The 12,265-nt window shown below is 55.3% G+C and carries 9 protein-coding genes; 2 read left to right on the top strand and 7 right to left on the bottom strand.

Annotated features, from left to right (window positions below; translation table 11 throughout):
• Positions 1–786 precede the first annotated feature (786 nt).
• The 5 genes from GXX57_07800 to GXX57_07780 form a co-directional block, all read right to left on the bottom strand.
• Positions 787–1,920: a GNAT family N-acetyltransferase gene (locus GXX57_07800; protein ID HHV44553.1), complete on the bottom strand. Its 1,134-nt coding sequence runs from the start codon at positions 1,918–1,920 to the stop codon at positions 787–789.
• A 201-nt stretch (positions 1,921–2,121) separates the two neighbouring features.
• Positions 2,122–3,783 (bottom strand): dihydroxy-acid dehydratase, encoded by a 1,662-nt coding sequence (gene ilvD / locus GXX57_07795; GenBank protein ID HHV44552.1) that lies wholly within the window; start codon positions 3,781–3,783, stop codon positions 2,122–2,124.
• Positions 3,784–3,808: 25 nt separating this feature from the next.
• Positions 3,809–4,231, bottom strand: coding sequence for a hypothetical protein (locus GXX57_07790; protein ID HHV44551.1), 423 nt, complete (start codon positions 4,229–4,231; stop codon positions 3,809–3,811).
• Positions 4,232–4,250: 19 nt separating this feature from the next.
• Positions 4,251–4,742, bottom strand: coding sequence for a DUF1854 domain-containing protein (locus GXX57_07785; protein ID HHV44550.1), 492 nt, complete (start codon positions 4,740–4,742; stop codon positions 4,251–4,253).
• Positions 4,742–6,994 carry an ABC transporter ATP-binding protein gene (locus GXX57_07780; GenBank protein HHV44549.1) on the bottom strand — a complete coding sequence of 751 codons (2,253 nt, stop codon included), beginning with the start codon at positions 6,992–6,994 and terminating at the stop codon, positions 4,742–4,744. The genes GXX57_07785 and GXX57_07780 overlap by 1 nt, the downstream gene beginning before the upstream one ends.
• A 137-nt stretch (positions 6,995–7,131) precedes the next feature.
• Between GXX57_07780 and GXX57_07775 the strand changes: the two genes are divergently transcribed.
• Together GXX57_07775 and GXX57_07770 are read left to right on the top strand one after the other, a co-directional pair.
• Positions 7,132–7,920, top strand: a complete 789-nt coding sequence (locus GXX57_07775) for an alpha/beta fold hydrolase (protein HHV44548.1) — start codon at positions 7,132–7,134, stop codon at positions 7,918–7,920.
• A gap of 176 nt (positions 7,921–8,096) precedes the next feature.
• On the top strand, positions 8,097–9,152 hold the full coding sequence (locus GXX57_07770) for an SIMPL domain-containing protein (GenBank protein HHV44547.1): 1,056 nt from the start codon (positions 8,097–8,099) through the stop codon (positions 9,150–9,152).
• A 27-nt stretch (positions 9,153–9,179) separates the two neighbouring features.
• On the opposite strand, the gene GXX57_07765 is transcribed toward GXX57_07770, so the two are convergent.
• Together GXX57_07765 and GXX57_07760 are read right to left on the bottom strand one after the other, a co-directional pair.
• A complete protein-coding gene (locus tag GXX57_07765; GenBank protein ID HHV44546.1) occupies positions 9,180–10,706 on the bottom strand; it encodes a protease complex subunit PrcB family protein in 1,527 nt (508 codons plus the stop codon).
• A 54-nt stretch (positions 10,707–10,760) separates the two neighbouring features.
• Positions 10,761–12,182 carry a hypothetical protein gene (locus GXX57_07760; protein ID HHV44545.1) on the bottom strand — a complete coding sequence of 474 codons (1,422 nt, stop codon included), beginning with the start codon at positions 12,180–12,182 and terminating at the stop codon, positions 10,761–10,763.
• Positions 12,183–12,265 lie beyond the last annotated feature (83 nt).

Raw genomic sequence — 12,265 nt, 5'->3', positions numbered from 1 at the left:
TCCGCGAAACTGCAATTATCTGATAAGTTCGCGGAATTTTCTGGATCTCCTGCAACGCCACAGAACTTTTTCTCGCGACAACGAAAAACCGTCCCAACCCCACAAACCTTATGTCAAAACCTCAGGGAGAATGGAACGAACTGGGCTTCCACCTCGATGTCTGGATGCTCCGCTTCAAAGGCCTCGATCAGTTCGTTGAGGGCCTGGCCCAGCCCGTCTTCTGGGGCATACCAATGGATGAATTGTATGGTGACTGCTTGCGATACTGATGGAAATACAATTAGTACCGCAAGAACAGCACAGAAACCAGTGTTAAACCAGTGGTAGGTGTTCGTCTTTTTGTCAATATCAACGACCCCTTTCCTTATCTTTGTGAGTTTAGCTCCGTCCTTTAACGTAAATCCCCCCTATATCGGTCAATAGTGCCTTAAACCTGGCCGATTCCTTGCGAGCCAAACCCACACACCTATTCTTATGCCATTACTATCCCTATTCCTCTTCACCGCACGCCTACCTGTATTTTCCAGAAAGACCTCGCCATTTTACTTGGCCCCAAAGGGTGAAAACTAACCCACATATCGCCTCGCGGAGTACAAGAAACCACCAGAACGTTGGAGGATTCTCAGAAGCAGGGTTGCTCCTATCTTAGTCAGCATGGTCATTTCAACAGTAGGACGAGCATTGGCAACAGATCCACACCCCCAAGACAGTCAACAAAAGGGGAAAGGGGATCAAGGAAAACAGACATCCTTGACCCCTACCCCCCTTTTGCTGAGAGCAGCTGGTTTAGATCGCATCTAACCTAGAGATGTAGGTGGGAATTGGTAGTAAAGCAGCAAGGGCCCCGAGACTAGCTTTAACCGGGGGACCACCAAAGATGTGGCCAGAAAGCTCCCGCACGGAGAATTCCAGATAGCGACCCAATCCCTTTTCATTGCCGAGCAAAAGTTGTGTACCGTCCCACTGGAGGGAAACTACGTCCACCCGTGCACCGTCTTGACAGCCAATACTGATGCTAAAGGGAGGCAGTCCCACAGCCAGACGTTCCAGGACCGGTCGCAGCTTAGCCATGAACCTTGGCCAGTTCACGATGCGGAACATGGTGCGCGGGGCTAGGCTCCAGCTTTCACAAGCCGACACTAAACGCCGATTCCGCTCACTGTCGGCCGTCTCTACGAAAGCCTCTGCCCGGGAGCCAAAGGTCAGGTTCATGGCACCGTAGATCAATTCCAGTTCCTTTCCTTCGGTAGAGACCACTTCCACCCCGGAAAGATCCCCGGAAACCTCCCGGTTGGAGATCAGGTAACCGTCACCACCGATAAAGACCCGCAACCCGGGTTTTTGTAACTGGAGGTCCAACCGGGGACGCTCCACCCGACATGGTAACAACTGATGCAAACGACGGATGAGAGCAACCACTTCGGGATCCGCAGGGTCCACCTCCGTCACAGGTATCGGCTGCACCCCGGCCCGGTCCAGGGATCGTCTGCTGTAGGTCAAATGATACTGGGCTCCACACACTTCATAGCCGAAGGCACCATAGCGCTGGCGGTTCCCCCACAGGAGGGAAAAGTCATAGCCTTCCTCCCGCATCTTGCTTAGGGACCGGTTCAAAAGCTCCGTCATGTAACCTTTGCCCCGGGCTTGGGGATGGGTGGCCACACCACCAATTCCCGCACATTTGAACCGTTCACCGAGGATGACCACCTCCATAGGGAACAAACCCACGTTGGAGACGATCTGGCCATCCTCCAGGGCAATCAAGAAACAACCCATGGCCTCATCCTCATCCCGGTACCGCTCCGGATAGTGTCGATAGAAAAAGTCCCGTCCATGACCGTAACTAATCTCCAAAAAGCGGTGTAGGGAAGGGGCATCTTCCTTCCGAGCTGTTCGGATCACCACATCCATCGTGTCCATAACCTCCTTGCTTCCAAAGATGTCTTAGCGGCAGGGAGCCGTCGGGGAGACACTGTGGCCTGCGTTCCCCCCAAACGAATTCACAATACTCTGAATACCGGGCCGAGGGACCTCCTACTCCGAGGTTTGCAGTATCCGGTCAGTTATGTAAGAAAACATGATTACTCCTCCAAGGGAGGAGTAATCATGTTTTCAAAAGCCTCAGTCGGCAAAGACAGCTCCGGTGGCAGCGGAGGTAACCAGTTTGGCGTAACGCTTCAGGTAACCTTCCTTCACCTTAGGAGGAGGTGCCTGCCAACGTTTCTTTCTCTCGGTCAGGACCTCATCGGACACGTTAAGCTGCAGGCTCCGGTTGGGGATATCGATGATGATCTCGTCTCCCTCTTCCACCAGGGCGATGGGTCCGCCCTCGGCGGCCTCGGGGGAAACATGTCCGATAGATGCTCCCCGGGTCGCTCCGGAGAAGCGACCGTCGGTAATGAGGGCCACTTCCTTATCAAGGCCCATACCAGCCACCGCCGAGGTGGGTGACAGCATTTCCCGCATGCCGGGACCACCCTTGGGACCCTCGTAGCGAATCACCACCACATCCCCCGGCTTGATCTGCCCGGACAAGATCGCCTCCACCGCGGCGTCTTCACTGTCAAAGACCCGGGCTGGACCCCGGTGCTGCATCATCTCCGGCGCCACCGCAGACTGCTTCACCACGGCACCGTCGGGCGCGAGGTTACCCCACAACACTGCAAGGCCTCCTTCGTGATGGTAGGGATCTTCCAAGGTACGGATCACATCGGGCCTGAGGATCCGGGCCCCAGCGATATTCTCCCCAACGGTTTTGGTGGTAACCGTCAGGACATCCAGGTGGAGAAGACCGCCCCGGGACAGCTCTTTCATCACCGCGGGGATCCCCCCTGCCTGATGCAAGTCCTCCACGTGGTGACTGCCTCCGGGCCGCAGATGGCACAAGTGGGGAACCTTCTTACTAATCTCGTTGATCAGTTCCAGATTCATGGGTACACCGGCCTCATGGGCAACGGCGGTTAAGTGCAAAATGGTATTGGTGGAACAACCTAAGGCCATGTCCACGGTCAAAGCATTGAGGAACGCTTCTTCGGTGAGAATATCCCTGGGTCGGATGTTCCTCTCCACCAGGGTCATGATCTGCATACCAGCTTGCTTAGCCAGACGCTTCCGGGCCGCGTAGACCGCCGGGATGGTCCCGTTACCGGGCAGACCTAGGCCCAGAACCTCGGTGATGCAATTCATGGAGTTGGCGGTGAACATCCCGGCACAGGAACCACAACCGGGACAGGCCGATTCTTCCAAGGCCCGCAACTCCGCCTCGTCGATCTTCCCTGCGGAATAGGCGCCCACCGCTTCAAAGACATCGTTAAGATCCAATTTCCGCCCCATGTAATCCCCGCTGAGCATGGGCCCGCCGCTAATGACAATCGCCGGCAGATTCAGCCGGGCGGCGGCCATCAGCATGCCGGGGACGATCTTATCGCAGTTGGGGATCAGGACTAAGCCATCAAAGGCATGGGCCCGGGCCATGATCTCGATGGAATCGGCAATTAGCTCCCGGCTGGCCAGGGAATAGTGCATTCCCGCATGACCCATGGCAATACCGTCGCAGACGCCAATGACGGGAAACTCCACCGGTGTTCCCCCGGCCATGCGCACTCCGCTCTTCACAGCCTCCGCGATCTCCCTCAGACCCACATGTCCGGGGACAATCTCGTTAAAAGAGTTCACAATCCCGATTAAGGGCCGGTTTAACTCCTCCTCGGTATAACCACTGGCGAAAAACAAAGAACGATGGGGCGCCCGGTTTACGCCCTTTGTCACTTTCTCACTGGGCAATTCCATCTTGGCTCTTTCTCCTCTCCTAGTGCTCTAACAGGTTCATCAGTCGTTGACCATAGTCCTCTGCACCCGTAGAACCGAGGACCTCGAAATCCTGCACTAAAGCACCCTGTTTCTCTAACAATTCCATCATCTTGCGGATGGTCTTCTGGGCACCGAAGGGCTTGTTAGAGACGAAAACCGCACATTGCTTGCCTTCAATGCCGTTGACCCTGTTAATTAAGTTTACTACATCTGGCGCAATCCGACCACCGAAAATTCCTTGTACGGGACTGCCAATACAGACTAGGTCATAGGGCCTTACAGAAAAGGGAGTGGCACAATTGGCCACACTGACGATCTCCACCCGTACTTTGTCGGAGTCTTGGCTGAGACCATTCTTGATTCCTTCGGCAATGGGCGCGAGGTGGCCTTCATCACTGTAGATAATGATCACTCTTTTCACCTTACGACCGACCTCCCTTCTACAAAATCCGTTCCAGCCGATTGCGGCTTTGCCGGTCTAGCTCGTGATAATTGACTAGATAGCGGTTTTCGTTCACATCCTGCAAAAGAAAGCATCCCTCATCTATTGCAATCAGACTACCCCGGGGATCTCTGACCACAAATTCCTTGGGGCCGAAGTCAGTATCCACTTCCCAATAGACAATCCCCAGATCTTCTTTGGTGGACCTGATCTGCGTCACCTTAGGTACGTAATACCGGGCCGCGAGAGCCTGGGCCACCAAGGTCCTTGAGGTTTCGTCCAACTTATGGGGATCTTTTATCATCCCAATGTATTCATCGGCGGCATCGTGTACCGTAACATACTGGTCCTTGTGGGTCAACGGAAAGGCCAAGCGCACCTGTACCGCTAGGTAGGTGCACTGGGGAGTGGAAAGCCGCAGAATCCCTCCCGGACTAGTAAAGAACCGCAAATCTTCCTCCGGCAAGAACTTCAAGTCTGGTACATACATTAACCATCGACCCCCTTAATCCGGGATATCTTCCGTTGGGTTTGCACCAGGTTCCAATAAACACCCCGTTTGGCCAAAAGCTCCGCATGGGTGCCTAGCTCCACATTCCGACCATGCTCCAACACAAAGAGCCGATCCGCATTCCGCAAGGTGGACAAGCGGTGGGCAATGGCAAAGGTGGTGCGCCCTTCCACCAAACGGCTGATGGCCTCTTGTATCTTCTCCTCGGTCTGGGTATCCACCGAAGCGGTGGCTTCGTCGAGAATGAGGATCCTAGGATCATGGAGCACCGCCCGGGCGATGGCGATCCTTTGTCGCTCTCCGCCGGACAGGCGAGACCCCCGCTCGCCCACCAAAGAATCATAGCCGTCAGGTTTCTTGACAATAAACTCATGGGCGTTGGCCACCATGGACGCCCGCATAATCTCTTCCCTGGTGGCGTTGGGTTTGGCGTAGGCAATATTCTCCGCGATGGTCCCATTGAACAGGAAGGTATCCTGCAACACCACCCCGATCTGCTCCCGCAGTTCCCTTTGGGAGATGTCCCGGATATCTACGCCATCAATGAGGATCTGTCCCTCATCCACATCGTAAAAACGGCAAAGGAGGTTGATCATTGTGGATTTCCCCGCTCCTGAGTGGCCCACTAGGCCAATCATCTCGCCGGGCTCCACGGTGAGGTTGATGTCCTTCAACACCGGCTTATGCTTCTCATAGCCGAAGGTGACATTGACAAACTCCACCCGCCCTTTAATCTTCCCGATGGGCTTAGGATGGGGAGACTCCACCACCTCCGGTTTGGCGTCCAACACCTCAAAGATCCGCTCCGCGGCGGCAAAGGACCGGGAGGCAAAATCACTCAACCGGCTCATGGCCTGCAAGGGACCGTAGAACATACCCAGATAACCGATGAAAGCCATCAAGGTCCCCAAGCTCAATTCTTCACCGATCACCTGGTACCCGCCCACATACCAAACCAAAAGGCCACCCGCGCCAGTAAGGAAGGAAAGGATTGGGAAGATGGTAGCCTCCAGGGTTCCGGCCCGCAGCCCCGCCTGGTAAAGTTCATGGTTGCTACGGTCGAAGCGCTCTAACTCCCGCTCTTCCTGGGCAAAGGCCCGAATAATCCGTATGCCCGCCAGGCTATCGTTCACTACGCCACTGAAGGCACTGTTTTTCTGCCAGAACCGCCGGTAGATCCCCCGTAGCCACCGCCAGGCATAGGCGGAGCCGAAGACCACCAAGGGCGCAGGCAACAGCACCAACAGGGTCAAACGCCAGTTCATAGCCAGCAGGATGACTCCGATGCCGATGAGGGTAAAAAACTGGACTAAGAAATAGTTGGCGGCCTCAAGCAGAAAGCGCTCCAATCGATTGGCATCCTGGGTGACCCGGGCCACCACGGATCCCAACGGCTGGCGATCGTAGTAGCTAATGGACAACCGTTGCAATTGGGTGTAAACCTCAGATCTTATGTTATAACTGATGGTGTTACCCAACCAGGCCGAGGCCCGGCCCCGTAAGATACCTACAAAGATGTCCGCAAGACGGGCCCCAAACAGTCCCAACACGATCCAAGGCAGCCAGCGGGCCTCCTTCGGTATGAGCACTTCGTCCACCAAGTAGCGGTTTAGCATCGGCGGCAACAGATTGATGGCCGTGCTCACCCACATCAAGACCACAATCACCAAGGCGTGGGGCCAGTAGGGACGTGTATAGTTCAACAGCCGCAACAGAACCTTAGATTTGTCCAGACAGGCCAGACACACCCCCGTCCGGCGGGGCAGTACCCGCCCGCACTTCTCACAGAACATTCCCTTCATAATCGGTGATGGGGGCGGAACTTCGCCGGTCCGGCACAACTGGTTCAAAGCCCTGGCTGCTTCCGCCGCCTTCCGGGACAAGGCATTGCTGAAGCGCACAGAAAACAATAGATCCGACGCCCCAAAGATATCCAGGAAACCGTTCCCCACCAGGCCCCGTACGCGAATATCCTTCACCTCATCAAAGGACACCTGCCAGCGAATCCCTGTTGCATCCAGGTAATACAGACCCTTCTTCGTGGCCGCAAGCCATCCGGTCCGCTGGCGACCGTCCAGGTCCAGGTCAGTTTCCAGGGTGTAAACCACCGTTTCCTGAGAATCCAAGACCTGGTCTAAAACCTGCTGCCCTTCCGGGGGAAGCCGATGGTCCTCCCCTGGGGAAAATGCATCAGGATGATCTGCTTTTTCCACGACCACAGACTTAGACATTGTCATACCTCCGTTCCATCTACATTTTCGCTTTTTTTGGGGCAAATACCTCCTATGCTATTGGAAAAACAAAGGAGGAATCGAGGTTCTGTATGGACAATAGAAAATGAGTGAATCTTTAAAGGAGGCCATGCAAGATGCGGCGGCAAATTGAATTTGTAAACAAAGGACAAAGGATCTTTGGTATCCTGCACTATCCCGAAGGAACCACTGCTCCGGTACCCGGTGTGGTGCTTTTCCATGGGTTTACCGGGACCAAGGTGGAATCCCATCGGCTGTTTGTGAAAATGGCCGAGTATTTAGCTTCCTTGGGACTGGCGGCCCTCCGCTTCGATTTCCGCGGTTCCGGAGACAGTGAGGGCAACTTCGAGGACACGACCGTATCAGAGGAAATCAGTGATGCCCTGGTGGCCGTGGACGTCCTGGCCCAGCAGCCAGGAATCGACCAAACCAGGATCGGAGTCATCGGCCTCAGCCTCGGGGGAGCGGTGGCCGCCTGTACCACAAGGCGCCATCCTATGATCTCCGCGACGGTGTTGTGGTCTGCGGTGGCGGACTTCCAAGAAACCTCCATCAGTAACAACGTTCGGGCCAATGCAATTCCTATCGTAGAAATCGACGGACGCCGCTGTTACGACTTCGGTGGCAATCTGGTGGGAGAGGAGTTTTTCGCGGATCTCTCTTTGCATGATCCCCCCCGGGAACTGGCCCAATCCTCGGCTAAGGTCTTAATCATCCATGGGGATCAAGATCAAACGGTTCCCGCATCCCACAGCCAGACCTACCTCAAGGCACTGGAACAGGCGGGGAAAGCAGCCACCTTGAAGATCATCCCGGGGGCCTCCCACACCTACACCAGTTACCACCATGAGCAAGAGGTGATTAACCTCACCGGTCAGTGGTTACAGAAGACTCTGGGGGCCTAGGCCGAGACCTGGGCCGTTTCCAAGGATGGCCTATACAGGTAATCTGTTGGCAACGGGATATCCAAAAAAGCCCCAAGGGCTAGCTTCCTTGGTTTTTTGTCCTCGGCGGGAAAAGGGCCCTCGTTTGACCCTGCGGGGTATACCGTGTTACTGTGGATACAGAAAGGAGTGGCATCATGAAAAAGAGTAAATCAATCCTATTCTTGATCCTAGCTTTCATGTTGCTGGCCACCACCACAATGGCCGCCGGCACTCCGGCCACCATTACCGTCTATGGCGATGCCCTTTTGGAAGTGGCACCGGACCAGGCACAGGTGTCGGTGGGTGTGGAAACCCAAGGTACAGATGTCCAAAGTGCCACGGCAGAAAACGCCCGCTTGATGGAGGCGGTCATGAACGCCCTCGGGGAGTTTGGCTCCGCCATCGGCGCAGTCAGTACCGGGAGTTATCAGGTGTATTCCTTGGAAATGGAGGGAGTCACCCAATACCGGGTGAGCAATCTCCTAAACGTGACCATAAAAGAACTAGACCAGGTGGGTCCGGTCATCGATCGACTCACGGCAGCGGGTGCAAATCGGATCCATTCTCTGCGCTTTGAGACCTCCAATCAGGAGGCAGTGAAGGCCGAGGCCCTGCGCTTGGCCGTAGCCCAGGCAAGGGAGAAGGCAAGGATCCTAGCCGCGGCGTTGGACGGTGAGATCACGGGCCTGGTGTCGGTGGAGGAAGAGGGAGGAACCTATACACCCTACCAGACGGCCTTCCTCACGGCCACCCGGGATGCGCTGACAAAGATCTACCCGGAGGATGTGCAGGTGAGCGCCCGGGTTAAACTGGTCTACCAGATGGAGCCCGCCACCTCCCAGGCCGTCCCTGGGGAAGCTGAACTGGAGGGACCAAGCCTGCAAGCCCAGGGCTTGGCTATTCCTGAAGAGGCAGTGGTGGCAATGGCCTTAGTGGACATCGCCGGGAATGAGGTCCGCAGTCTCGCCCCAGAGGAGATCGTCAAGATCGTGGACAGTCTAAATACCAACCCCACCTATACGGGGATGTATCCCATGATCCTCGTGGGACACCAGGGTATCCTCACCCTCCAAAACGGGGAAGAGATCCACTTAAGTAGCTTCGGTTCAGAAGAATACGTGGTGGTCTCGGGCAAACTAGGTGAGACCTTCCTCTCCCAGGTGGTCCGAGCAGAAGAAGTGGCCAGACTCCTGCTGGCCGATGTGCGATAGCTGATTGAGGCCTTAGCCCCGCGGGGGCTAAGGCCTTTTCAAGGGAACTTCCACCAAGAAGAGCTTTGATCCGTCCTTCATGCTCTCGCTATATACCTCCAACACCAGCCCCTCCCCCGCTAACTCCACCGGCACCGGAATCTCTGCTTCGAAATAGCCCCAATCTCCCATCGTGGCGGTGGTAAATCCCTGGGCAATAGTCAGACCGCGGGAGTCCTTCAATTCATAGGACACGGTCCCCTCAAAGACGTTGGCAAGCCCCGTTAAATGGATGCTTTCCCCCACTTCCGCTCCGGGAGCAGGACTGAAGAGCTTAATCCACTCCGAGGCGGCTACAATGGGACGCCGAATACCCCTTATGCCTAGGACCCGCATGGACCAGGCTTCCGGTGCGGTCACATTCGTAAACTCCAAAGGCCGGAACAAGTCTTCCAGAACAATCAGCCCATAGGGGTACGTAATGGCCATGGTAACGATGTCCCCGGGACCCGGCCCAGTAATCTCGTATCGGATTTCGATTCTATCCGGATGCCGGATTACCTCTCGCACCTGGACGCGATAGCCCCCGGTGGGCTTTTCCCCGGCGGTAATCAGGACCCAGCGGACACCGGCGTAATACCGTTCCTGGACTGCAGGCAGCACTTTGGAGTACTCCACCCACTGGGCGATGGGTTCCGGCAAGTTCCAAGGGTCCGCTACCGAAAACTCCATAGGCTGGCTTTCCCAGGGATGTAGGGGCCCTTGGGCCAGGATCTCCTCCACTTCCTCGAATCCCTCGGGGAAGGCAAAATTGTACCGGGCGGGCAGGGCGAACACGTATTGACGATTCTCCCCCAGTTTCCGAGGACCAATAGGTGCCGCACCCACGTTAAAACAACCCGCCTCCACCAAGGTCCATTGTTCTTGGGTAAAGATCAGGATGGGGATATCCTGTCGCGGTACCGTCTCGGTCCACCCAGGATGCCGCAGGGTAATCCGGGGGCCTGTTTCTCTGCCGCCGGTGGGAAGCTCCGTGCTCTCCCAGGTATCCTGAAGTACCCGGTAACCGGCCCAGCTTTCGGGGAGGTAAAAATCAAAACCATATTCCCCATTGCGGTAGACCAACATCCGGGAGCCCAGGGCAAGGGAAGCGATCAACCAGCTTTCTTCCCCTTGTTCCACCTGCAACTCAATGGGCTGCCGGGCTACGATACCGGTGCTGGTTACTTCCACAATACTTCCCCTCACCCGGACACAGTCTTCGGATAGGGCCTTCATACTTTCAATCTCAATCCTCTCCGGCCAAGGGCTAGAGACCACCCGACCAGGAGGCAGCGCTTCCCCGGCAAGCCAACGGGATAGAAGCTCGGAACTGACTAACCCCTTGTACTGTCTTTGGATCTCCTTTTGCAAAACCTCCGGGGGACTGAGCAGAGAAATCCCCGCCAAGCGCCGGCCGAATTCCTCCACCACATGGCGCACATCGAAAAGGGCATCGTCGGATACAGCTTGGGCAAGACCGGTAAGGCCAATGGGAAACAAAAGCAGAAGTAGAAGAAACGCAGTTTTACGCATTATCTTCACCTCCCAAAAAAGAAAAACCTCCGGGAAACCCAGAGGCTTTCTGTTCTAAAGCAGCTCCGCCGCATAGGCACAGGAAGAGATGGTATCCCCCATGCCCACTGTACTGACGGGGTTGGGAATCACGTGAGCCGGTACCACCAGCACATAGTGGTCCTCCAACTCCACAATGCCCTCGGTGAGGAAATCCTCCGGTATGGGCAGATCCTTGGCCTCTTCGGCGAAGACCTTCAGTTGCTGATAACCAATATCCGACAGAGGGAACTCCGCGGCTTCGGGCAAGCGGTCCAAGGTAGCATATCCGCCGTATTTCGCCTTAATTGCGTTGACAGAAGAGGCGAAGATACAAGCCTCCCGCACCTTCTCCGGTGGAATGGGATAGGGCTTTTTCAACAGGACCACGTAATAGCCCAGATTATGGATTTGGATCCGCTGTACATGCATCTGCCGCAGGAGGGCCAAACCACCTTGGTACAATGTATAGGCTGTCTCGTGTTCGGCGATGGCTTCCATTTCCCTATGGCACTGGAAATCCTCCAGAACCCGCCGGATCTCGTTTTCGTTGATCCCGAAACTGGTAACCTTCTTGGAGATCTCCTTCAACAGCGTCGGCTCTAGGTCCCGGGCCTTCATGGGCACATATTCATAGTGAATCATCAGGTTTGGATTCTGGGATCTTAACAACTCCAGATCCCGCACGGTATCGGACAAGTATTCTTCAAAGGTTCGTCCATCGGGCATGGTATGGTCCGCATAGTGGTATCCTGCCATAAAGGCCATGTCTAACATCTGTCCGAAGGTGGGCAAGACCTCCACCAGCTCTTTGGAAAAGCCCATGATGGAACCGGCCGGCCGGGTGGCCAAAATCACGCGATTCGCCCGCGGGGTGGTGACGGTACAATTGGGAAATTCGAAGGTAAGTCCCTTCCCGTATTCGAAAATCCAGTTGATCTTCACTTCATCCTCGGCATCGGCCGCATCCTTGGTGAATTTCATCACCAGTTTACCGTCTTCAATCACCGGAGTCAGCACACGATCCACAAATTGAGCCGCCTGTTTCGGAGCAAGCAGCGGTGTATACACTGCCGCATCGGCGCCCAAAACCGCCAACTGGTTGGCAATAATCCCCGCTTGTCCCCCCATAGACTCAATTCCCTCGGGGAAAAAGCGGTCCAACCAATTGAGTAGTTCTTCGTTCTCCAAGACAATATGGAAAGACTTCCCCTTAGACAGACGATCCTGCAAGACCACGAAGAAGGTCTCCTTGCTACAGACCGTCTTGACATCGTAGATGGCGGTGTTGGCCACCTTGTCCCAATCAATATCCGGATTGGCAGCCACAATGGCCTTTACGTTTTCCGGTGTAAGATGAACCACTTTGTCGATATTGGTATTGAAGGCCGCGAGAATACGTCCCTTAGGCCTTTGTTGCACCATTTGGGAAACCCGCAGCTCCCATGCTCCATTCATTTTACTTTCACTCCTTACTGCGAAGTCCAAAGGACAGCCCCTATCAGCTTCCTTTACTTCTACACCAACTAGGTTTTATCCTG

The organism is Bacillota bacterium (assembly GCA_012839765.1).
Taxonomy (GTDB): domain Bacteria; phylum Bacillota; class Limnochordia; order DUMW01; family DUMW01; genus DUMW01.
The sequence above is the reverse complement of the archived record's forward strand: the minus strand, read 5'-3'. Positions and strand labels throughout refer to the sequence as shown.